We start from the raw sequence: 25,289 nt of genomic DNA on the forward strand, positions 1-25,289 counted from the left end.
GACTCTTTTTTTTATCGGTGCGGCGTGTCCCTACGGTCGAACCGCCGCCTTGTTTTTAGTGAGGCCCTTCAAGTTGAAGGGCCTCATTTTTTTTATCGGTGCGGCGCAAATGAATTATGAGTTATGAATTATGAGTTATGAATTATAAATGTTTAAGTAACCTTAACCTATCTAGAATGTATATCTTTAGAAACTCGGGCTGCATGAATATTGATTTTGGGCGCAGAATATGTAATGCAGGTCATGGTAAATTGGTGACTAATTCAAAAACTGATTAATTTTACTTCATTTGCTTCACATTTGACAATATCAGTTTCATTAGCTTACTGTTTTTTAAAATATCCATAAATTTGAATCTTCGTGTTTGCATTATATGTTTTTTTCCTAAATTTAAAAAGTTCATAAAAAGACATAATAATGCAAAATCAAAGACGTGTTATCTTAGAAAATATAGTACCTCAAGTAGATAACGGAATCTTTCCAATAAAACGAATTGTTGGGCAATCGGTACAAGTAACAGCCGATGTTTTGGCCGACGGGCATGATGTTTTGGAAGCCGCCATTCAATATAAATTTGAGAAAGACAAAAAGTGGACGGAAGTTCGAATGCATGCGCTTCCAAATGATGTATTTTCGGGACAATTTACGGTTGAAAAGCAAGGGAAATATAGTTATTTTGTGGAAGCTTGGGTTGATTACGCCTTGAACTGGCAGTATGGCATTACCAAGAAAATCAACGATCATCAATATGTGAAATCAGAATTACTTGAGGGAGTTGAGTACATTCAATCGTTGTTAAAACTAGTGTCGGCCTCAGAAAAAAAATATTTGTTGGAATTAACAACGTGGTTTTCGGATGAAAAATATTATAATGAATCTATAAAAGCCGCTATTTCAGAGGAACTCAAAGCTGTTTTTAAAAAGTATCCTACAAAACTATTGGCGAATCAGTCGCAGGAGTATTCTGTTTATGTAGATCGAAAGAAAGCGTTGTATAGCACATGGTATGAATTTTTTCCTCGATCTGCGTCTTCAACCCCTGGACAACACGGTACGTTTAAGGATTGTGAAGCTTTATTGCCTCGCGTAGCAAAAATGGGATTTGATACCTTGTATTTTCCTCCTGTGCATCCTATAGGGGAAGTCAATCGCAAAGGAAAAAACAATGCCACAGATGCAGTTCCCGGCGATGTCGGTTCCCCATGGGGTATTGGTTCCCATCATGGGGGTCATAAATCGCTCCATCCTGAGTTAGGGTCTCTAGAAGATTTTAAATTGCTTGTATCTTCGGCACAATCGCTTGGAATTGAAGTTGCGATGGATTTTGCTTTACAAGCTGCCCCCGATCATCCATGGGTTAAAGAGCATCCGCAATGGTTTAAATGGCGTCCCGATGGAACGGTGCAATATGCTGAGAATCCTCCTAAAAAATACCAAGATATTCTTCCTATTTATTTTGAAACCACAGATTGGAAAAATCTTTGGAACGAACTTTTGAGCTGTGCTCTATATTGGATTGAAGAGTGTGGAATTCGTGTTTATCGTGTAGATAATCCCCATACAAAACCTTTTTATTTCTGGGGTTGGCTAATCGCAGAAGTGAAGAAAAAGCATCCTGATGTACTGTTTTTATCGGAAGCCTTTACTCGTCCTAAAATCATGCACGAATTAGCCAAACAAGGATTCACACAGTCGTATACCTATTTTACTTGGCGTAATTCAAAGTCAGAACTTCAAGATTATGTAACAGAACTTACGCAAACGAATCAAAAGGAATTTTTCCGACCAAATTTCTGGCCTAATACGCCCGATATCAATCCGTTTGCATTACAAGGTGCCAATGAGAGTATGTATTTACAAAAGTATTTTTTGGCAGCGACACTTAGCTCCTCAGTGGGTATTTACGGACCTGTATTTGAGTTTATGGTTTCCGATGCGGTCCCAGGTAAAGAGGAATATTATGACAGTGAAAAGTATCAAATTAGACATTGGAATTGGCAACAGGAGAATAAAATAACGCTGTTAATCACCAAAATAAATAGTATTCGTCACGAAAATGCTGCCTTACAACAAACCAACAATATCGAATTTTGCGATACTGATAACGACCAAATCATTGCCTACTATAAATATGACGATGCAAAAACCAATGAATTACTGATGATTGCTAGTTTGGACGCCTATTACACCAAACAAGCTTGGGTTCGTCTGCCGCTTACCACTTTGGGGGTCAGTGAGGGACATTCGATTACAGTGATCGATTTGATTACTGGAAACAGTTATCATTGGGACAAGGAGTGGAATTTTGTGGAGTTGCATTCAGCTTTACCATTCCATTTATTTAAAATTATCAAATAACCCGAACAAAAACGTCTAGGCCATGAAATTGGACAATCAGGAAACTTTCGCCACTCCATTTGCTTTTAAGAGTGAATGGAAAAACGCCTTCAACGATGATGAGTTTATCAAAGTTTTCTCTTCCGACATTTTAGAGAATTACATCATCAACAAGCGTTGGTATGGCGGAAAATCAAGTACACTTAAGTACATTGAAGTGGTAGATCATTTTAAAATTACCTCAAAGAAAAACACCTATTATGGCGTTTTATTGGAAGTCAATTTTAAGGAAGCCTTTTTCCAACATTATTTCATGCCTATTGCTTTTATGACCTCGGATGAATTGGATACAAGCACCATCATTTCTCCCGCACGGTTTGCACACATCGACGGCTATTTAGTCGATGCATTGCATCAAGAGGATTTTCGAAAATTACTCTATGAAAATATTGCGCAATCGACCCATAATAAGGAGTTTAAACTTGTGTTTCACAAAGGGATGCATTTGGGTGATGTGGCCTATAAATCCTCTAAATTCATGGGGGTTGAGCAAAGTAATACTTCCATAGTGTACAACGACAGTTTTGTGTTAAAAATTTTCCGTCGTATTTATGTGAGTACCAATCCCGATTATGAAATCAGTCGCTTCTTGACCGAGCGCATGGAATACAAAAACACTCCAGCCTATACGGGAAGTATCAATCTTGCGCTTCCAGAAGGGAATATAACCTTAGGATTAATGCAAGAATTGGTACCCAATCAAGGCGATGCTTGGAAATTCATGCTTGATCATTTGGATACGGTGTTTGATACGTTAACACGAAAAAAAATCAAAGTTAGCAAGCTGCCCCAAATTCCTATGTTTAAGCGTTTGAAAATTCAAGAAATTCCACCTGAAATCATTGATTGGGTAGGACTGAGTCTTTTTTTACGCATTCAAACGTTGGCACTCCGAACAGCAGAAATGCATGTGGCGCTTGGAGGGGATAGTCACGACACCGCTTTTACTCCCACGCGTTACAATGGCGATTATTCGGTTTGGTTGAAGAATCGTTTGTTGTATCAATTTCAAAATCGCTTAAATATTATTGAAAATAGTTTGCACAAACTTGACGGATTAGCACTTGAACTAGCCCATCAGTTTCTTGAACATAAAAAGCTGATTCGTAAGCATTTTGTGGATTTCGATTGGACCAAAATGAAGTCCGAACGCATCCGTATACACGGCGATTATCATTTGGGGCAAGTCCTTGTCAATGGCGATGATTTCTACATCCTTGATTTTGAGGGCGAACCCGAAAGTACTATCCGCGACCGGAAAGTGAAACAGCCCCCTCTTAAAGATGTCGCGGGTATGTTTCGCTCATTTCATTATGCTATCTATGCGACCATTTTCAACAACCGCGACAAGTACCCACAAGAACAGGAGGAATTGTTTGACGCAGCCGAATTGCTATTCCGTTACTTGGTCGGTGCCTTTTTGGATACGTATATCGAAAAAGTACAAGCTGGAAATCTTAATATCGGTTATAGTCAAGAAATCGAATTTCTATTGAAATACTGTCTGCTCGAGAAAGCAGTTTATGAGTTGGGTTATGAGCTAAATTCTCGACCCCGATGGGCGGTGATTCCGTTGCGCGGTATTCAGAGTATTATGAATTATTAGGAGCATAACCCTAACTTTCAACCGAACCCCGTTCCGGCTATTCGCTGTATCTCACTCCGAAAACTCCGTGAGGATGCCGCTACTATCCGGGCTAAAAAGAAATATAATTTATTAATCATAAAACCTAACATGTTTCAAAAACCTGTTAGGTCTCACACCACATGAACCCAGTACAACACCACTCCCTCTTTACCGATTTCGACATCGATTTGTTCAAAGCCGGTAAACATTTTAAACTCTATGAAAAACTAGGCGCCCACCTTCTCGAAGTCAACGGCGTTCAAGGATGCTATTTTGCCGTTTGGGCACCCTCCGCCAAAAATGTGTCCGTGATTGGCGATTTCAACTATTGGGTAGAAGGCCAGCATCCGCTACAAGTGCGTTGGGACAGTTCGGGCATCTGGGAAGGTTTCATTCCCGGTATCGATAAAGGCACCAAATACAAATTCAAAATACAATCCAACTACGGCGACCAAATCACCGAAAAAGCCGATCCCTTTGCGCTGTATTGTGAAACACCACCACATACTGCCTCGGTAGTTTGGGATTTGACTTATAAATGGAAAGATGCCACTTGGATGAAAAATCGTGCCAACCACAACGGTTTAGACAAACCAATGTCGGTATATGAAGTGCATTTGGGATCGTGGAAACGCAACCTCGAACAAAATCGATCGCTGAGTTATATCGAGCTCGCCGAGGATCTAGTGAATTATGTGAAAGAAACCGGATTTACCCATGTGGAGTTTATGCCCATCATGGAATATCCTTTTGATCCCTCATGGGGCTATCAGCTGGTCGGCTATTTTGCGCCAACGTCACGTTTTGGCAAACCTCAAGATTTTATGTTCTTGGTCGATAAATTGCACCAAGCAGGGATAGGCGTGATTCTCGATTGGGTACCGTCGCATTTTCCCAGTGATGCCCATGGGCTCGGCTTTTTTGATGGTTCACATCTGTATGAACATCCCGATATTCGTAAAGGCTATCACCCCGATTGGAAAAGTTTGATTTTCAATTACGGTCGCAATGAAGTCCGGTCGTTCTTGATAAGTAATGCTATCTTTTGGTTACAACATTACCACGCCGACGGTTTACGCGTAGATGCGGTAGCCTCAATGTTGTATTTGGATTATTCAAGAAAAGACGGGGAGTGGGAGCCCAATATCTATGGGGGAAGAGAAAATCTCGAAACGATTAGCTTCCTCAAGGATTTCAACGAAGCTGTTTATCAAATGTTTCCCGATGTGCAAACTATTGCCGAGGAAAGTACTAGTTTTCCAATGGTATCACGCCCCACTTTCTTGGGAGGTTTAGGTTTTGGTATGAAATGGATGATGGGCTGGATGCATGATACTTTACAGTATTTTAAAAAAGAACCTATTTACCGAAAATACCACCAAAACGACATCACGTTCTCCATGACTTATGCCTTTACCGAGAACTTCATGTTGCCCTTGTCACATGATGAAGTGGTGTATGGAAAGCATTCAATTTTGGGGCGTATGACCGGTGATGAATGGCAACGATTTGCCAATCTTCGTTTACTGTATGGCTATATGTTTACCCATCCCGGTACAAAATTGCTGTTTATGGGTAGTGAATTTGGCCAAAGTGGCGAATGGAATTTTGAACAAAGCCTGGAATGGCATTTGCTACAATACGAGTACCACAAAGGAATCAAACAGTGTATCACCGATTTAAATGCTTTATACCGCAATACTCCGGCATTGTATGAAAAACAATTTTCCGCCGAGGGATTTGAGTGGATTAATTATAGCGATAACGAAAATTCAGTCTTGGCCTACATCCGCAAAGGAACAAAAGAAAAAGAGTTCGTCATTATCGTTTGTAATATGACCCCGGTTGTGCATGAGCAGTACCGTATTGGGATTCCGAAAACGGGTAAGTTGAAAGAGCTTTTCAACTCCGATAAATCCGAATACGGAGGAAGCAATGTGGTACATCACCAACCGGTCAAAATAGAAAAACTTCCCTGGAACGGACGTGAATGTTCTGCCGAAATTAAATTACCTCCTTTAGGCATGGTCGTTTTTACACTTTCGTAGTGTCAACATGGAAATAGTCTCAAAAAAAAGTCCGATTCCCCTCGGACTTTTTTGGTCTATTTTAGAAACAGTCAAAAGCTATTCACACCGCAAACGTTGTAGTTAAAAATAAGAATATTAGGGTGTTAATTTATCGCTTTCAACTTTGTAAATTTGGCACTTTTACATTTGCATTCTTATGATTATTAATACCGAACTTGAGTATAAAGGCGATTTATTTCCGTCCACAATAACCTCCTATACTAAAGAAGTTGATTCTATCGATTTCTTTACCGATAACAATGTGATCATGCGCGTTACCGTTTTGCGTGATAGCATGATTCGTTTCCGATTCACGGCCAAAGGGTATTTTAGTAATGATTTCTCCTATGCTATTGACAAAAGTCAGTCTCACGGTTACAATGTGCTCGAGTTGACCGAGTTTGACGATCATTTTAAATTACAAACGAGCAAAGTATATGTCATCGTACAAAAGCAAAGTGCTCGTGTAGGGATTTATGAACTCGACGGCACTCCGATTGTCGAAGATGAGTTGGGTTTTCATTGGGAAGAATCCTATGAATTTGGCGGCAATATCGTTAAAATGAGCAAAATGTCGCCCGAAGGTGAAAGTTTCTATGGATTAGGGGACAAAGCAACCCATTTGAACTTAAAAGGCAAACGCCTCGAAAACTGGGCTACCGACCAATATGCATTTCATAAAGATCAAGAACCTTTATACAAAGTTGTCCCATTTTACATTGGTCTTCGTAATACTAAGGCTTATGGCATTTTCTTTGACAACACCTTCCGTTCCTTTTTTGATTTTAGTCACGAACGAAAAGGGGTTACAAGCTTTTGGGCCGATGGGGGCGAAATGAATTATTATTTCATTTACGGACCCAAAATGAGCGATGTGGTCACTACCTATACCCATTTGACCGGAAAACCAGAATTGCCCCCCCTTTGGACGCTAGGTTATCATCAATGCAAATGGAGTTATTATCCCGAAGCTAAGGTAAAAGAGATTACGTCAAAGTTTCGCGAACTTCAAATTCCCTGTGATGCCATCTATCTCGATATTGATTATATGGAGGGTTTCCGCTGTTTTACATGGAGTAAAGACTACTTTCCAGAACCTAAGCGAATGGTGCAAGAATTGGCCAAAGACGGATTTAAAACAGTAGTTATCATTGATCCCGGGATAAAAATTGATAATGATTATTGGGTGTATAAAGAAGCGCTTGAAAAAGATTATTTCTGTAAACGTGCCGATGGTCCCTATATGAAAGGAAAAGTGTGGCCCGGTGAATGTAATTTTCCCGATTACACCAATCCTGAAGTGCGTGAGTGGTGGGCTGGATTGTTTAAGGAGTTGATTGCCGAAATTGGAGTGAAAGGCGTGTGGAACGATATGAACGAACCCGCAGTCATGGAAGTACCCACCAAAACTTTCCCGCTAGATGTTCGTCACAATTATGATGGCAACAATTGCAGTCACCGCAAAGCCCACAATATCTACGGAACCCAAATGGCTCGGGCAACCTACGAAGGCGTGAAGCGATTTGCTTTCCCCAAGCGTCCGTTTATCATTACCCGGTCAGCATATTCTGGAGCACAACGCTACACTTCTTCTTGGACCGGTGATAATGTGGCTACTTGGGAACATTTATGGATTGCCAATGTACAAATGCAACGTATGTCCATTTCAGGAATGGGCTTTACAGGGAGCGATATCGGAGGATTTGCCGAACAACCCAGTGCGGAATTGTATGCGCGTTGGATTCAATTGGGCGTGTTTCACCCCTTTTGTCGTACCCACTCTTCGGGACACCATGGTGATCAGGAACCTTGGAGTTTTGGGGATGAAGTCATTGAAATTACACGAAAATTTGTCGAACTACGCTACCAATTATTACCGTATCTCTATACCATGTTTTGGCACTATATCAATGACGGAATTCCGATGTTGAAACCCTTGGTGTATTTTGATCAAGAAGATCCCCAAACGCATTACCGAACAGATGAGTTTTTATTTGGAAATCAGATTTTTGTCTGTCCTATTTTAGAACCCAATGCACAAGGACGACGCTTGTATTTACCACAAGGCAACTGGTATAACTATTGGACACAAGAATTAGTTCGTGGAAAACGAGAGTTGTGGGTAAGCACCGATTTTGACCAAATTCCAATCTTTATCAAAGAAGGAGCTATTATTCCTAAATATCCCGTTCAACAATATGTGGGACAAATCGAATGTCCCGAATTGCGTTTGGAGGTATATTTTAAATTAGGGAAAGAAAAATCGTATGTCTTTGAAGATGCACAAGATGGGTATGATTACACCAAAGGACGTTACAGCTACAAAACGTTTAGCCTAAACGGAAAAGAAAACGAACTTTTTATCACACAACATCAAGAGGGGTCTTTTGAAACGCAATATCAAACCATTACCATTCAAGTGATTGGATTGCCATTTGAAGTAAAAGGAATTGAAATTGACAATGAAAAAATCCTTTTTGACAAAGAGGCCATTAATGTAGCTGAAGGAATTGTCATCGACAAGGATTTCACTGAATTGCATATCATTGGAGTGTAAGTTTTGTATTTTTGTGTAAAATTTGGGCCCATGAATTACAAAAAGTTAACCTCTGGATTTGTTGCAATTTTACTCGTTGCAGCGTGTGCTACCAATCCTTTTACAGGAAAAAGCACCATGGCTTTTGTGCCGAATAGTGAAATATTGCCCTCTTCTTTTCAACAGTATAGTCAGTTTTTGTCCGAAAACAAAGTGGTGACCAATACACCAGAAGCCCGTAAAGTAGAGCAAATTGGGACAAAAATTAAAGTGGCCGCCGAACGTTGGTTGCAGGCCAATGGGCATCCCGAATACCTTAAAGATTACCAATGGGAATTCCGTTTGGTAGACAGTAAAGAAGTCAATGCATGGTGTATGCCAGGAGGAAAAATTGTGTTTTATACGGGTATTCTTCCAATCACGCAAACCGACGCAGGCTTGGCAACGGTTATGGGGCATGAAGTGGCTCATGCTTTATGCAACCACGGCCAACAACGGATGAGCGCAGGATTATTACAACAATTGGGAGCCATTGGTGTTGGAGCTGCTGTAGGAAATAAATCGGCAGAAACGCAACAACTCGCCATGACCGCTTACGGAGTTACTACGCAAGTAGGAGGAATGATGCCCTTTAGTCGTAAGCATGAAAGTGAAGCTGATAAAATCGGACTTTTACTGATGGCCATAGCGGGCTACAATCCCGAGGAAGCCATTCCGTTTTGGGAGCGCATGGGTGCTAAGTCGGGAGGACAAGCCCCTCCGGAGTTTTTGAGTACACACCCCTCTGACGCAACCCGTATGGCGCAAATTCGTGAATTGTTACCTGCCGTTAAAACCGAAGCTGCAAAATTCGGAGTTAGCTTTAAATAAATCATTTTATTCTTCTATATTTGAAGTCATCGCAGTGGTTGTGATGACTTTTTTAATTGTATTCATTCGTTATGTCAAATCTTCCTAAAGGCCACCCTAAGTTGTTGAACGCATGGGCATTCTATGATTGGGCCAACTCGGTGTATAGCTTAGTCATTGCTTCTGCCATTTTTCCAATTTATTACGAGCAAATCTTTGAATTGGCCAACCAAAAAAATGCACTATTTCTAGGATATGAAATTAAAGCCACCGCAATGATATCTTTCGTTACGGCTTTTGCCTTTATTTGGGTGGCTATTTGTTCGCCTTTTTTGTCAGGAATTGCAGACTACTTGGGAAACAAGAAGTCTTTTTTACGCTTTTTCTGCTACATGGGCGGGTTGTCCTGTATTGGATTGTATTGGTTTGATATCGAGAATCTAACCCTTGGATATGTCTTTTATTTCTTTGGACTCATCGGATTCTGGGCGAGTTTAGTATTTTACAATTCGTACCTGCCCGATATTGCATTTCCTGAACAACAAGACAGGGTAAGTGCACGCGGATTTTCAATGGGCTACATTGGGAGTACGATATTACTCATTGTCAATTTGGCCATGGTGATGTCGGTAGAAGGGATGGAGAAAATCGCCATGATGAAATACTCGTTTATAATGGTGGGTGTTTGGTGGATTGGATTTAGTCATATAACCTACTATTATTTACCCAAAGGCAACCGTACGAATGTACCGCTAACAAAAGATTTTATTTTTAAAGGCTTTCACGAGTTGAAACAGGTATGGAAGCAAATGCAACAAAACCTACCCTTGAAACGTTATTTGAACAGTTATTTTGTGTTTATCATGGCGGTTCAAACCGTGATGCTAGTCGCTACGTATTTCGGAGCTACCGAAGTGCAGTGGGAAAATCCAAGCCAAAAAACAACGGGATTAATCATCAGTATTTTATTGATTCAATTGGTAGCTGTCTTGGGCGCTTTTCTCACTTCGAGGGCTTCTGAGAAGTACGGCAACATTAGCACCTTGATTTTTCTCTGTGCTTTTTGGGCAGTGCTTTGTTGCTTTGCCTATTTTATAACCTTACCCATTCATTTCTATGCTACAGCTGGATTTGTAGGTTTGGTTATGGGCGGTATTCAATCACTGGCCCGGTCAACGTATTCAAAATTATTGCCCGAAACCGACGATACGGCTTCGTTTTTTAGTTTTTATGATGTCACCGAAAAAGTAGGGATTGTTATCGGAATGACCCTCTATGGCATTATCGATCAAATTACGGGCTCCATGCGCAATGCTATCGTTTTTCTTGGACTATTTTTTGTAGTAGGTTTGATTCTATTGCTTCGCGTACCTAAAAATGTAAATCTGAAAAACTAATTTTATATATTTGAAAAAATTTTAACAACAATGAAAAAAATAAGTTTCCTAGCCTTAGCTGTATTTGCATTATCTTTTTACTCTTGTGATGTTGAGCCCGTGGATCCTGCGGCTTTAGCTAATGCAGCTAACAATCCCGGTGGAGGCGGTAGTGGGGGTAATGGAGGTGGAAACGGCGGTGGAAGTGGAAGTGCGATCACGGGTACATATATTTTAACAGCCTTTAATACTAGTGTGCCAACGGATCTTAACAACGACGGAACGGCATCTATTAATCAAATGTCTGAAACCAATTGCTTTAATAATTCTCTTTTGACATTAAATACTAATGGAACTTTTACAGCGGATACCAAAGGGATTGAAATTGATTTAAATACGACCCAATTAGCTTGTTTTGAAGATCCGGATATCAATGGAAATTGGACTATACAAGGAAATACTTTAAGGTTGTCTTATACAGAGGGTGGCGTTCCTAATATAGATGAATTTACTGTTGTTGGAAATACTTTGGTTATGGTTATTGAAGATGGATCAATTGTAGGATCCACTGGAGGTAATCCTATCTATTTGAATTCCGATATTACCTTTATTTATACAAAACAATAATTTAACCATATTTAGTTTACAAACCGCCACTTTGGCGGTTTTTTGTTTTATGGCATAAATGTTGACCTTTTTCTGATGAAAACATCGATGAATAGCAAAAAGCCTTTATTTAATGGGTTTTTCTAGGTTATATGTCGATTTTTTGTTGGGTTTTGCCACAGCATCTCCTACCTTTGTTTACGGAATTGTTAATATTTAAATGTCATTTTGACAAAAAGCCATTATGTCGAATCAAAAACTTATCTCTTTTGACAGTTTGTCCTTGCAGGACTTCAACGCCGATGCGGAAATGATTCCGCTTATGACTCCCGAAGATGAGGAGGAAATGGCCAATGAGGACTTGCCCAAGACGCTCCCTATACTTCCTTTGCGCAATACGGTTCTTTTCCCGGGGGTTGTTATCCCAATCACAGCCGGTCGTGATAAGTCCATTAAACTGATCAATGATGCCAATGCAGGCGACAAAATCATTGGCGTTGTGGCGCAAAAGAATGAAGAAATCGAAGATCCTTCAATAAATGATATCTATCCTATTGGAACTGTTGCACGTATTTTACGCGTACTTAAAATGCCCGATGGGAATGTAACAGTTATTCTTCAAGGGAAAAAGCGTTTTGAAATCGATGCCATGATTTCAGAACGACCCTATTTTAAAGCCGACATCAAAGAAGTTCCTGAGAAACGCCCAGGTGTTTACGATACTGAATTCAATGCCATCATCGATTCAATGCGTGAATTGGCCATCGAAATTATCAAGGAAAGTCCGAATATTCCCACCGAAGCAACCTTTGCCATCAAGAATATTGAAAGCCAATCGTTTCTCATCAATTTTATTTCTTCCAACATGAATTTGTCGGTTCAAGAGAAGCAAAATTTGTTGGAAATGAACGTTTTGAAAGAACGTGCGCTGGAAACGTTGAAGTATATGAATGTTGAGTTGCAAAAGCTAGAACTCAAAAACGACATTCAAACCAAAGTTCGAATCGACCTTGACCAACAACAACGAGAGTATTTCTTGCACCAACAAATGAAAACCATTCAGGAAGAATTGGGTGGGGTGACGTATGAGCAAGAATTTGAAGAAATGCGGCAACGTGCCAAAGCCAAAAAATGGGACGAGAAAACGGCTAAAAATTTTGAAAAAGAGTTTTCGAAATTCCAACGTATGAATCCGCAATCCCCTGATTTTGGGATTCAACGCAATTATTTGGAATTGATTCTTGATTTACCTTGGGAGCATTTTTCCAAAGATAAATTTGATTTAAAAAATGCCCAAAAAATACTAGACCGCGATCATTTTGGATTGGAGGATGTTAAAAAACGAATTATTGAACACTTGGCCGTTTTGAAGCTTCGAAACGATATGAAATCACCGATTTTGTGTTTAACCGGACCTCCAGGGGTAGGGAAGACGTCGATTGGTCGATCCATTGCAGAAGCACTTGGGCGCGAGTACGTTCGTATTTCACTCGGAGGTTTGCGCGATGAAGCTGAAATTCGGGGGCATCGTAAAACTTATATTGGAGCGATGCCGGGTCGTATTATTCAAAACATCAAGAAAGCAGGAACATCTAATCCCGTTTTTATTTTAGATGAAATCGATAAACTCTCCATAAGCCACAACGGCGATCCTTCGTCAGCTTTATTAGAGGTTTTAGATCCCGAGCAGAATAATTCGTTCTATGACAATTTCCTCGAAATGGGTTACGATTTGTCGAAAGTGATGTTTATTGCTACTTCCAATACAATGTCGACCATACAACCTGCCTTACGTGACCGTATGGAAGTGATTCAAATGTCGGGCTACACGATTGAAGAAAAAGTCGAAATTGCACGTCAACATTTGGTTCCCAAACAGTTAAAAGAGCATGGGTTAACATCAAAGGATTTAACAATTGGGAAACGACAGTTAGAAAAAATCGTAGAAGGCTACACCCGTGAGTCAGGTGTGCGCGGATTAGAACAAAAAATCGCTCAAGTTATACGCAATGCTGCCAAATCTATTGCGCTAGAAGAAGCCTATAATGTGAAATTGACCGATGAAGATGTAGTGACGATTTTAGGGGCTCCCAAATTGGAACGCGATAAAGCGGAAGGTAATGAGGTGGCTGGCGTTGTAACCGGCTTGGCTTGGACTTCGGTGGGAGGCGATATTTTATTCATTGAATCATCGATTTCGAAAGGGAAAGGGAGTCTAACTTTGACCGGAAACTTGGGGAATGTAATGAAAGAATCAGCGACTATTGCGTTAGAATATATCAAAGCCAATGCCGAGTTATTTGGTTTGGATCAAGATGTTATTGGCAAGTACAACATTCACCTCCATGTACCCGAAGGGGCCACACCGAAAGATGGACCCAGTGCCGGTATCGCAATGTTGACCTCTATTGTTTCATTGCTTACCCAGCGAAAAGTCAAGAAAAGTTTGGCCATGACCGGTGAGATTACGCTGCGTGGGAAAGTTTTACCCGTTGGTGGCATTAAAGAAAAAATCTTGGCAGCCAAAAGAGCCAATATTAAAGAGATTATTTTATGTCACGAAAATGAAAGTGACATCAATGAAATCAATACCGAATACCTAAAAGGGTTGACTTTTCATTATGTAAAAGAGATGCAAGAAGTCATTACTTTGGCGCTGACGACTCAAAAAGTAAAAAATGCCAAAGCGATCGCTTAATCAATCCCTTTTTTAACAAAATAGCGCTGGGAAATCCTGGCGCTTTTTTTTGGCGTGATTTTCTGAGTCCCGTTAAAAATAATATCTTCGCATTTCCGTTATACCCTGAGTGTTGTTCAAAACTATGACCCCTAAACTGCAACTTTTATGTGTGCTGCTTTGTACCTCCCTTGGATGGAGTCAAGTGGGCGGTCGTTCGGTATATCAGTTTCTTAATTTAGTGACCTCACCGCGACAAGCAGCTTTGGGCGGAAAGGTGATTACCCTTTATGATTCCGATGTTAATCAAGCGTTATTCAATCCAGCCACGATCAATCCAGAAATGGACAATCATTTGGCGGTAAATTATGGCAGTCTTTTTGGTGAAGTGACGTATGGTACAGCCGCGTATGCTTATACGTATGACCGTCATATTCAAACATTTCACGCTGGGGTAAACTATGTCAACTACGGTTCTTTTGAAGGGTATGACGAATTCGGGACACCCACCAATACGTTTACAGGAAGTGAAATGGCACTCTCTTTAGGGTATGCGTACAATATTCCTTTTACGAGTATTTATTTGGGAGCCAATGCCAAACTTATTTCTTCAACGTTAGAATCGTACAGCTCGTTTGGAGCTGCAGCCGATTTTGGATTTTTGTTTATCGACGAACGCAACGATGTCAATTGGGCGCTTTCGGTTCGAAATGTGGGTACCCAAATCACCACTTTTGCCGGAACCCGAGAGCGATTGCCTTTGGAAGTGCTTATTGGTGTTTCGCAAGAATTGGATAATGTACCCATTCGTTGGCATTTAACATTAGAAAATTTACAGCAATGGAATGTGGCCTTTTCCAATCCTAATCGAGCCGTAGGCACTATTGATGGAGGTTCAAATGAAGAAAAAGTTGGTTTTATCAACAACGCCCTCCGCCATGTGATTTTTGGAGTTGAATTGTTTCCTCGAAAAAGTGTTAATTTGCGATTGGGATATAATTTCCGTCGCGCCGAAGAATTACGCATTGTAGATCAACGAAATTTTTCGGGAATTTCAGCCGGATTTGGGTTAAAAATGGGACGATTAAAATTTAATTATTCCTACTCAAGGTATACCCTGGCAGCCAATACAAGTTTGTTCGGGTTGACCATAAACCTGCAAGATGATTATTAAAATTTTAGTTTATTGAAAAAAATTACCATTGCCATCGACGGATTTTCCTCTACTGGGAAAAGTACTTTAGCCAAACAATTGGCACAACAATTAGGCTATATTTATGTAGATACAGGAGCCATGTACCGGGCCGTTACCTTGTACGCCATGCAACACGGATTCGTTTCCCCCAATCATTTAGATGCTGAAGGTGTAACCGCTAATCTTGATAAAATTACCTTACATTTTGTATTTAATTCCGAGTTGGGATATGGTGAAATGTACCTCAATGGGGTCAATGTTGAACGCGAAATCCGCACCTTAGAGGTTTCGTCATTAGTAAGTAAAGTCGCTGAAATTTCATCCGTTCGCGCTAAGTTGGTCGAACAGCAACAGGCCATGGGAAAAGAAAAAGGCGTGGTGATGGATGGCCGCGACATTGGAACCGTGGTATTTCCCGATGCGGCATTGAAAATATATATGACAGCCAGTCCAGCAACGAGGGCACAACGGCGTTTTGCAGAGTTACAGGCCAAAGGCGATTCGGTAACGTATGAAGAGGTTTTGCAAAACGTTAACCAACGCGATTATATCGATACCCATCGGGCCGATTCTCCCTTGGTAAAGGCAGACGATGCGATTGAATTGGATAATTCTAACCTAGGACGGGAAGAACAACTACAACTCGTGTTGGAATGGGTTGCAGCCAAAACGAAATCGATGTAAATCTTTGTGAATCTCATTAATTCTTGTAGCTTTACGAGCTTGATTAACCAAAACGAATAACGATGATGAGTGTAAAAAATAGACTGGTTTTCATGAACTTCATGCAGTTTTTTGTATGGGGAGCATGGTTAATAACGATAGCTAATTATTGGTTTGGAACACGCCAATGGGATGGCACCCAATTTGGTTTAGTGTTCGGAACTATGGGAATTGCGTCCCTGTATATGCCCACTTTAACGGGTATTATTGCCGATCGTTTTGTAAATGCCGAACGGCTGTATGGTGTTTTGCATTTGTTGTACGCTGCCGTTTTATTTTATTTGCCACAAGTAAATGACCCATCAACGTTCATTTATGTGATGTTATTGGCCATGAGCTTTTACATGCCTACCATTGCGTTATCCAACTCTATTTCATACACCGCATTAAAAAACAGCCCCCATAGCGATGTGGTGAAAGATTTTCCTCCCATTCGCGTGTGGGGGACGATTGGTTTTATTGCGGCTATGTGGCTTACAAATCTAACCGATAGTAAAGCTACTGAATACCAGTTTTATATCGCAGGAATTGGTGCCATTGTTTTAGGATTGTATTCTTTTTCTCTCCCCAAATGTCCACCCCAACATGCACAGAGCGAAAAAAAATCGTTGGGATTAGAATCGTTCAAACTCTTCGGAAATTACAAAATGGCGTTGTTTTTTATTTTTTCCATGTTTTTAGGAGGAGCTTTGCAACTAACCAATGCCTATGGCGATGTTTTTTTGGATGAATTTAAAAATTTTCCAAAATATGCGGATTCATTCGTAGTTGAATATTCAACGATTATTATGTCTATTTCACAAATATCAGAGACGCTTTTCATCTTAGCGATTCCTTTTTTCTTGAAACGATTTGGTATAAAGCAAGTCATGTTAATATCCATGTTGGCTTGGGTTTTGCGTTTTGGACTTTTTGCTTACGGAAATCCTATCGATGGATTGTGGATGATTGTATTGTCTTGTATTGTGTATGGAATGGCTTTTGATTTTTTCAATATTTCAGGGTCATTATTCGTAGAAACTTCAACATCAGCCAAAATACGTTCTTCAGCGCAAGGGTTGTTTATGATGATGACCAATGGGTTTGGTGCAGTATTAGGAAGTTTTACCTCAGGATGGCTCATAGAAAAATATTTTACGTTTCAATTTACTAAAGTTTCTGATTTAGCAAATTATTTACAGACTGAAGCTTCTAACCCGTTACTACAAAAATTTGTATCTGAAAAGAAAGTACAACTATTAAGTGATGGCTCTTTGTCTAAATTAATTGCAGTACGCGACTGGCACAACATTTGGCTCGCTTTTGCAGCCTATTCGCTTGTTATTGCAATTTTATTTGCTGTATTCTTCAAGCACAAACACAATCCAGAAGAAGTAGCGCAGGTAAGTCATTAATTAAAAGTAGATAACCCTTTCTTCGGAGAGGGTTTTTTGTAGCTAAGAGCTTAATTTTCTGTTTGAAATGTTTTGAGGTTAAGAATAAAAACGTACTTTTGCACACCTTTTGGCGAAGAAGAGTTTCCAATTGGTATTGAATCATTTACGTAAAACACTGTTGTGTATTTTACTCGCTCATGAAACTCGAAAAGCACAACATACAAATAGAATCATCAGCATGGCTGAATTAAACAAAGATCAAGTAGCGTTTTTAAATGAATTTAACTGGCATAACTATGCCGAGGGAATCGACGCAGTAGACGAAAACAATTTAAGAGAGTTTGAAGACTTAGTTGCTAAAACTTTTATTTCAACCGATAACGAAGAAGTGGTTGAAGGTGTGGTTGTACGTATTACTGACCGTGACGCTATCGTTGATATTAATGCAAAATCGGAAGGGGTTATTTCTTTAAACGAATTCCGTTACAATCCAAACTTAAAAGTTGGAGACAAAGTAGAAGTATTAATTGATGTTCGTGAAGACAAAACAGGACAATTGGTGCTTTCTCACCGTAAAGCAAGAACAATCAAATCTTGGGATCGCGTTATTGCAGCTCACGAAACTGGAGAAATCGTTAACGGTTTTGTGAAATGTAGAACTAAAGGAGGTATGATCGTTGACGTATTCGGAATCGAAGCGTTCTTACCCGGTTCTCAAATCGACGTGAAACCAATCCGTGATTACGATGTATACGTTAACAAAATGATGGAATTCAAAGTGGTAAAAATTAACCACGAATTCAAAAATGTTGTAGTATCACACAAAGCATTGATCGAAGCCGATATCGAAGTACAGAAAAAAGAAATCATTGGTCAACTAGAAAAAGGTCAAGTACTAGAAGGTGTAGTTAAAAACATCACTTCTTATGGTGTTTTCATCGATTTAGGAGGTGTTGACGGATTAATCCATATCACTGACTTGTCTTGGTCTCGTATCAACCACCCAAGCGAAGTCTTGGAATTAGATCAAAAATTGAATGTGGTTATTTTAGACTTTGATGACGAAAAAACGCGTATCCAATTAGGTTTAAAACAATTACACGCCCACCCATGGGATGCTTTAGGTTCTGAATTGTCTGTAGGCGATAAAGTGAAAGGTAAAGTAGTGGTTATCGCTGACTACGGTGCTTTCATTGAAGTAGCTGAAGGTGTTGAAGGGTTAATCCACGTTTCTGAAATGTCTTGGTCAACACACTTACGTTCGGCTCAAGATTTCGTAAAAGTAGGGGATGAGGTAGAAGCTGTTATCTTAACCTTAGACCGCGATGAGCGTAAAATGTCGTTAGGTATCAAACAATTGTCTCAAGATCCTTGGACAGACATTACTTCAAAATACCCTGTGGGTTCTAAACATACAGGTATCGTTCGTAACTTTACTAACTTCGGTATCTTCGTTGAATTAGAAGAAGGAATCGACGGGTTAGTATACATCTCTGATTTGTCTTGGACGAAAAAAATCAAACACCCATCGGAGTTTGTGAACGTAGGTGATAAATTGGATGTTGTTGTGTTAGAATTGGACGTAGAGGGTAGAAAACTTTCGTTAGGTCACAAGCAAACCACAGAAAACCCATGGGATAAGCACGAAGCGGCTTACGGTGTAGGTACAGTTCACAGTGGAACTATTGCTGAAATCGTTGACAAAGGGGCTACCGTTGATTTCGGAGATGATGTAGTTGCCTTCATTCCTGCTCGTCACTTGGAAAAAGAAGACGGTAAGAAATTGAAAAAAGGGGAGTCTGCTGAATTTAAAGTGATTGAGTTCAATAAAGAATTCAAACGTGTAGTGGCTTCTCATACCGCTATCTTCAGAGAAGAAGAAGAGAAAAACGTGAAAGCTGTTGAATCGGCTTCATCGAATAATGCTCCTGCTTCAACTTTAGGAGATAACAATGACATCTTAGCGGAATTAAAAGCTAAAATGGAAAAAGGTGAAAAATAATCACTAGTTGATTAACACATACTATAAATCCCGGACTTAGGTTCGGGATTTTTTTTATTCCCCAAAAAACCAATCTTGCATTCACGTCGTATATGCCTTTACAAACATGATATTAATTCTAAAAAAAAAGTTATGAAAACAAAGAATCAATGGGTACAATTCGTTTTAGCCGGATTATTAGTAACAGGTGTGTCTTTTGCGCAAAGTGAAAAAACAGTCAATGTAGGAGGAGCTCCTATGTATCCCTCCAAAAACATTGTTCAAAATGCGATCAACTCAAAAGACCATACCACCTTAGTGGCTGCCGTAAAAGCCGCCGGTTTGGTCGATGTATTGCAAAGTGCTGGACCCTTCACGGTGTTTGCACCCACTAATGCAGCTTTTGATAAATTGCCCGCAGGAACGGTAGAATATCTTTTGAAGCCTGAAAATTTAGAAAAACTGCAAACCGTATTGAAGTTTCATGTTGTCGCAGGAAAATTTTCTGCACAAGATTTAATGGAAATGGTGAAAAAAGGAAAAGGAAAGACGACGTTGAAAACAGTGGCCGGTGGCGAATTAACCGTCACGCAAAAAGGCAATTCACTCTTGGTGAGTGACCGAAATGGAAACGTAGCTACCGTTACTATTGGCAATGTTTTCCAATCTAACGGTGTCATTCATGTGATAGATACCGTAGTGTTACCGTAACTAGTTAATTTTGTTTTGTTAGGTTTAAAATGAAAAGACCGATTCGGAAATGAATCGGTCTTTTTTAGTTTTCTTTAAAGGGACGGTTCCAAATTTCGCTATTGAAGTTTTTGCCCATCATGAAAAAGTAATAAGCAACCGTAGCAACAATCGATTTGAAGGCAAACAAGAATACAATGAATGGCGCCCATAGTAACGTTGTGCCTAATTTGTTAAGGGGCATTACCCAAGTGAATAAGGCGCTCAATACCAAACTAAATATCATAAAGTTAACGGCATTTTTTATCGGCCAATATCTCCACTTTCGCCAAGGTGACACGTCATTTCCCCATTGGTGAATCAGATAGTAATAATCATTACCCAAAGGCGCAAACAACAGTGGATCGTCATAATTTTTTAGACTAAAGGTCTTGGAAGGCGCCGCAATTTTCAATCCTTGTAACGAAACGTGATGAGTTTTTTCTAAATCTTGAATTGCATCAATTGCTTCAATCGGAAAATCTTGTTTAAATAATGATATATCCAAAAAGCGAAGACGATAGTCAACACATAACTTTTTAATGTGTGATTCATGATAGATACGTTGTGTGTCCAACAAATCAAAAGTGAATGCATTGGACATGGAAACAGGCGAATCTATCGCAGCAGCACACGCTTTAGAATCGGCTAACGTACTCGTTATGCTCGATTTGTGAAACGATTCAACGAATGATTCAGAAGAAGTAACCTTGTTGCGGACTTGCTGTAATTCCACCGCTAACGATCTTTTTTCAAGCAATCTCATGGTGAAGAGGTAAAAGTTTGACAATTACGAATTTAAAAGAAATTATAAACGTACAACGATGAACTTTCGTTAATATTTTACCTAAAAAAAGCCATCAATTACGATGGCTTACTTTTGTATTCAATGCGATTTTACTTATCGTAGTTGGGCTCCCACCTCATTTTCAAAAACGGATTGTAACTTGCCCATGATTTTATCAATCTGCGTGTCGGTAAGCGTTTTGGTCGTGTCTTGAAGTATAAAGCTCAAGGCATATGATTTTTTGCCTTCCGGTAAATTTTTGCCTTCATATACATCAAACAAGCGTATTTGTTTTAGCAACCCTTTTTCTGTTTGTCGTGCCAGCTTATACAAACGTTCAAAAGCAACACTTTGATCTACCAACAAGGCTAGGTCACGACGAACCTCAGGATACTTAGGGATGTCTTGAAATTTGATTTTGTTGGAAATCATTTTGATGATCAAGTCCCAATTAAAATCAGCATAAAAAACATCTTGTTTTATATCAAAATGCTTGATAATATGATTTTTAACTACGCCAAGTTCAACCAATACATCATTGCCATACCCTAAGGAGATTCCTTCCGAAAACACATCGTTGTGCACAGGTTTGTCCTCAATTTTAGCGTATCCTAATCGATCAAAAAGGGCAAGGATCACCCCTTTAAAAACAAAGAAATCGGTAGGACGTTGGGGTTCATTCCAACTTTCAGCGGTGCGATTACCCGTCATGAAAACGGTTAAATGTTTTTTCTCCTGATAGCCCGATAACAATTTGTGGTAGGTTTTCCCGAACTCAAACAATTTTAAATCCGCATTCTTACGGTTGATGTTATACGACAACGCTTCCAAGCCCGAAAACAACATTGACTGGCGTAAGGTTGCCAAATCGTTACTCAACGGATTCAACATTGCCACATTGTATTCCTCTTTCAATTGGGGCGATAACTTTACATAGTCGCCCGTTGTTAGCGAATTGGCCATCATTTCATGAAACCCTAACGCATTCAACTGTTGCGCCACGATATTCTGTAATTTATAATCTTCTGTGCGAGGCGAATTGGCAACTGTAGCATTGATTTTCTTGGTAAAATTGACATTATTATACCCGTATACCCGTAGAATTTCTTCAATCACATCAATCTCGCGTTGCACATCCACCCGATAAGCCGGAATAATTAATCCTAATCCTGCATCGGTAATGCTATTCACTTTAATGTCTAAAGAGGCCAAAATCTTTTTAATGGTTTCTTTGGGGATCTCTTGACCAATTAATTTAAAGGCTTTGTCAAAATTCAAGAATACTGAAAAATCTTCAACTTTTTTAGGGTATAAGTCTACCACATCCGAAGTCATTTCCCCTCCCGCCACTTCCATAATCAACATGGAAGCTCTTTTTAAGGCATATTCGGTGATATTAGGGTCAATTCCGCGCTCAAAACGAAACGAAGCATCGGTACTCAATCCATGGCGCTTGGCCGTTTTACGAATCGTTACAGGATTGAAATAGGCGCTTTCTAAGAAAATAGAAGTAGTTGTTTCAGTCACTCCCGATGACTTGCCTCCGAAAACTCCAGCCATACACAACGGACCATTTTCATCACAAATCATTAAGTCATCTTCATGCAATTCCCGTTCAGTATCATCTAAAGTAACAAATTTAGTTCCCTTAGCTACCGTTTTCACTGTGATTTTCCCGTTGATTTTTGCGGCATCAAAGGCGTGTAAGGGTTGGCCCAATTCGTGTAAAATATAATTGGTGACATCCACTATGTTATTTTTCGGGGTAAGTCCAATCGCTTTTAAACGGTTTTGCAACCATTCGGGAGAGGCTTTTACTTTAATCCCCGAGATTGTTACGCCGCAATAGCGTGGACACAATTTAGAATCGACAACATCAACAGGAATCTTTAACGTACGTTTATCCACTTTAAATGCAGATACCGAAGGCGTAATCAACTCAATATTCTTATTGCGAAGTAACAAACCGGCCCGTAAGTCTCTGGCAACCCCCATATGCGACATCGCATCGGCACGGTTGGGTGTTAATCCAATTTCAAAGACTTCATCGTTTTCAATTTTTAATACTTCGGCAAGGGGAGTCCCTGGTTTTAACTTGGCATCCAAAATCATAATACCTTCATGATTGGTTCCTAAGCCCAATTCGTCCTCAGCACAAATCATACCGTGACTTTCTTGGCCACGAATCTTTCCTTTTTTGATTTCAAATTCGTTCCCCGAAGCATCAAAAAGCAGTGTGCCTATGGTGGCTACAGGAACTTTTTGCCCCGCTGCAACATTAGGAGCCCCGCAAACTATTTGTACGGGTGGATTGCCATCCCCTAAGTCAACAGTAGTTATTTTTAATCGATCGGCGTCAGGGTGTTTTTCGCATGTTTTGACTTCACCTACAACAACTCCTACTAAGCCGCCTTTTACCGATTGGTATTTTTCAACTACTTCTACTTCCAGTCCCAAGTCAGTCAATAAAGCCGCTGTTTCTTCTGAAGGTAAATCTATTTTTAAAAATTGCTTGAGCCAATTATAGGAAATTCGCATAATGGTATTGATTTTGACGGGGGCAAAGATAGCGATATCGGGCGGGATAGTAAAAATTATTTTGTTCTCGTAAACTAAAATAAAGGCTTGTGAAAATGATAAAAAATTATGTTTAAATAAATTGATTTTACATATTTTTTTAGTTAAAAATAGAATGAAATCAATTTTGTGCTATACTTTGATGAAAAAATGCTATTCGTCAATGGAGTGAGATTCTAATTTTGAACATGTAAATTATAAACAGTTCAACAATGAGTAATCAAATAGAAAGACCAACACTTAAAGTCAAATATGACAATTACATAAACGGAAAATGGACCGCGCCTTCAACGGGACAATACTTTGATGTCATTTCACCGGTAGATGGAAAAGTAATGGCCAAAGCAGCCCATTCGGCAAAAATGGATATTGAAAATGCGGTCAATGCAGCCCATACAGCCTTTGAAGCATGGAGTCAAACTTCAAAAACAACACGCAGTATACTCTTAAATAAAATTGCGGATCGCATTGAAGCCAATCTTACGCACCTTGCTGCCGTAGAAACGCTCGATAATGGTAAAGCTATCCGAGAGACGATGGCAGCCGACCTTCCTTTGGCCATCGATCATTTTCGCTACTTTGCAAGCGTTATCCGTGCCGAAGAAGGATCAATCAGTGAGTTGGACAAAGATACCGTTTCTATTATAGTACACGAACCCATTGGTGTAGTGGCCCAAATTATTCCTTGGAATTTCCCAATTTTAATGGCCGTGTGGAAATTGGCTCCCGCTTTGGCCGCAGGGAATTGTGTTGTGTTGAAGCCGGCCGAAAGTACCCCTATATCCATCATGGTACTTATGGAACTGATTGAAGATTTGGTGCCTGCGGGTGTTATTAATATCGTAAACGGATTTGGCGCTGAATTGGGACGAACGCTTGTAACCAATCCTAAGGTTGCCAAAGCAGCTTTTACAGGCTCTACGGCTACAGGACGCATGGTAATGCAATATGCAACCGAAAATATCATTCCTGTTACCCTTGAGTTAGGTGGCAAGTCACCTAATATATTCTTTCCCTCTGTCATGGAAGCCGACGATGAGTTTTTTGATAAAGCTTTGGAAGGTGTGGTTTTATTTTGCTTGAACCAAGGCGAAGTGTGTACGTGTCCCTCCCGATTATTGGTACACGAATCAATTTATGATAAGTTTATGCAACGGGTGCTAGAACGTGTAGCGGCTGTAAAATTAGGAAATCCCTTTGATCCGACGGTGATGATGGGCGCACAAGCCTCTCAAATTCAAAAAGATAAAATATTATCTTACATTCAACTCGGGAAAGAAGAAGGAGCCGAATTGTTATGTGGTGGTGAAGTTAGCCATTTAGGCGGTGATTTAGAAGGCGGTTACTACATTCAACCAACAGTATTTAAAGGCCACAATAAAATGCGCATTTTCCAAGAGGAAATCTTCGGTCCTGTATTGGCAGTGACAACTTTCAAAACCACCGAAGAAGCCATCGAAATCGCCAACGATACCATGTATGGTTTAGGTGCCGGAGTTTGGACACGGGATGCACACGAATTGTATCAGGTGCCTCGTGCGATAAAAGCAGGACGAGTTTGGGTTAATTAATACCATGCCTATCCCGCAGGTGCTCCATTCGGTGGCTATAAACAATCGGGTATCGGTCGTGAAAACCATAAAATGATGTTGGATCATTACCGTCAAGCCAAAAATATGTTGATTTCCTACGATAAAAATAAATTAGGATTCTTTTAATCATACGCTTAATCCAACCAAACCGCAAACGGCTTCGGACTGATTTGCGGTTTTTTTATAAAAAAT

15 protein-coding genes and 1 pseudogene are annotated in these 25,289 nt (G+C 39.9%); 14 read left to right on the forward strand and 2 right to left on the reverse strand.

Annotated elements, in window-relative coordinates:
* The first annotated feature begins 417 nt into the window (after nucleotides 1-417).
* From O9316_RS11845 to O9316_RS11905, 13 genes are all read left to right on the forward strand, one after another.
* Nucleotides 418-2,358, forward strand: a complete 1,941-nt coding sequence (locus O9316_RS11845; protein ID WP_298204166.1) for an alpha-1,4-glucan--maltose-1-phosphate maltosyltransferase — start codon at nucleotides 418-420, stop codon at nucleotides 2,356-2,358.
* Between the two features lie 22 nt (nucleotides 2,359-2,380).
* Nucleotides 2,381-4,003 carry a trehalose synthase gene (locus O9316_RS11850; protein ID WP_298204167.1) on the forward strand — a complete coding sequence of 541 codons (1,623 nt, stop codon included), beginning with the start codon at nucleotides 2,381-2,383 and terminating at the stop codon, nucleotides 4,001-4,003.
* 161 nt (nucleotides 4,004-4,164) lie between these two features.
* Nucleotides 4,165-6,072, forward strand: coding sequence for a 1,4-alpha-glucan branching protein GlgB (gene glgB / locus O9316_RS11855; RefSeq protein WP_298204168.1), 1,908 nt, complete (start codon nucleotides 4,165-4,167; stop codon nucleotides 6,070-6,072).
* Between the two features lie 178 nt (nucleotides 6,073-6,250).
* Nucleotides 6,251-8,650, forward strand: coding sequence for a glycoside hydrolase family 31 protein (locus O9316_RS11860; RefSeq protein WP_298204169.1), 2,400 nt, complete (start codon nucleotides 6,251-6,253; stop codon nucleotides 8,648-8,650).
* 30 nt (nucleotides 8,651-8,680) lie between these two features.
* On the forward strand, nucleotides 8,681-9,499 hold the full coding sequence (locus tag O9316_RS11865; protein WP_298204170.1) for a M48 family metallopeptidase: 819 nt from the start codon (nucleotides 8,681-8,683) through the stop codon (nucleotides 9,497-9,499).
* Nucleotides 9,500-9,570: 71 nt separating this feature from the next.
* On the forward strand, nucleotides 9,571-10,875 hold the full coding sequence (locus O9316_RS11870; protein ID WP_298204171.1) for an MFS transporter: 1,305 nt from the start codon (nucleotides 9,571-9,573) through the stop codon (nucleotides 10,873-10,875).
* Nucleotides 10,876-10,905: 30 nt separating this feature from the next.
* Nucleotides 10,906-11,481: a lipocalin family protein gene (locus O9316_RS11875; protein ID WP_298204172.1), complete on the forward strand. Its 576-nt coding sequence runs from the start codon at nucleotides 10,906-10,908 to the stop codon at nucleotides 11,479-11,481.
* A gap of 223 nt (nucleotides 11,482-11,704) precedes the next feature.
* Entirely contained in the window at nucleotides 11,705-14,158 is a 2,454-nt protein-coding gene (lon, locus tag O9316_RS11880; protein ID WP_298204173.1) for an endopeptidase La, read from the forward strand.
* Between the two features lie 124 nt (nucleotides 14,159-14,282).
* Entirely contained in the window at nucleotides 14,283-15,311 is a 1,029-nt protein-coding gene (porQ, locus tag O9316_RS11885) for a type IX secretion system protein PorQ (RefSeq protein ID WP_298204174.1), read from the forward strand.
* Nucleotides 15,312-15,323: 12 nt separating this feature from the next.
* Entirely contained in the window at nucleotides 15,324-16,016 is a 693-nt protein-coding gene (cmk, locus tag O9316_RS11890; RefSeq protein ID WP_298204175.1) for a (d)CMP kinase, read from the forward strand.
* A 65-nt stretch (nucleotides 16,017-16,081) separates the two neighbouring features.
* Complete coding sequence (locus O9316_RS11895) at nucleotides 16,082-17,449, forward strand: nucleoside permease (protein WP_298204204.1); 1,368 nt, start codon at nucleotides 16,082-16,084, stop codon at nucleotides 17,447-17,449.
* Nucleotides 17,450-17,669: 220 nt separating this feature from the next.
* Complete coding sequence (gene rpsA / locus O9316_RS11900) at nucleotides 17,670-19,433, forward strand: 30S ribosomal protein S1 (protein ID WP_298204176.1); 1,764 nt, start codon at nucleotides 17,670-17,672, stop codon at nucleotides 19,431-19,433.
* A gap of 132 nt (nucleotides 19,434-19,565) precedes the next feature.
* Nucleotides 19,566-20,123: a fasciclin domain-containing protein gene (locus O9316_RS11905; protein ID WP_298204177.1), complete on the forward strand. Its 558-nt coding sequence runs from the start codon at nucleotides 19,566-19,568 to the stop codon at nucleotides 20,121-20,123.
* Nucleotides 20,124-20,187: 64 nt separating this feature from the next.
* Here the strand turns inward: O9316_RS11905 and O9316_RS11910 are convergent, their stop codons facing one another.
* On the reverse strand, nucleotides 20,188-20,907 hold the full coding sequence (locus tag O9316_RS11910) for a hypothetical protein (protein ID WP_298204178.1): 720 nt from the start codon (nucleotides 20,905-20,907) through the stop codon (nucleotides 20,188-20,190).
* Nucleotides 20,908-21,042: 135 nt separating this feature from the next.
* Nucleotides 21,043-23,466, reverse strand: a complete 2,424-nt coding sequence (pheT, locus tag O9316_RS11915; protein ID WP_298204179.1) for a phenylalanine--tRNA ligase subunit beta — start codon at nucleotides 23,464-23,466, stop codon at nucleotides 21,043-21,045.
* A 251-nt stretch (nucleotides 23,467-23,717) separates the two neighbouring features.
* On the opposite strand from pheT, the pseudogene O9316_RS11920 reads away from it, so the two are divergent.
* Nucleotides 23,718-25,223: pseudogene (locus O9316_RS11920) on the forward strand (aldehyde dehydrogenase family protein).
* The last annotated feature ends 66 nt before the right edge of the window (nucleotides 25,224-25,289 follow it).

Source organism: Flavobacterium sp. (assembly GCF_027533505.1).
Lineage (GTDB): Bacteria > Bacteroidota > Bacteroidia > Flavobacteriales > Flavobacteriaceae > Flavobacterium.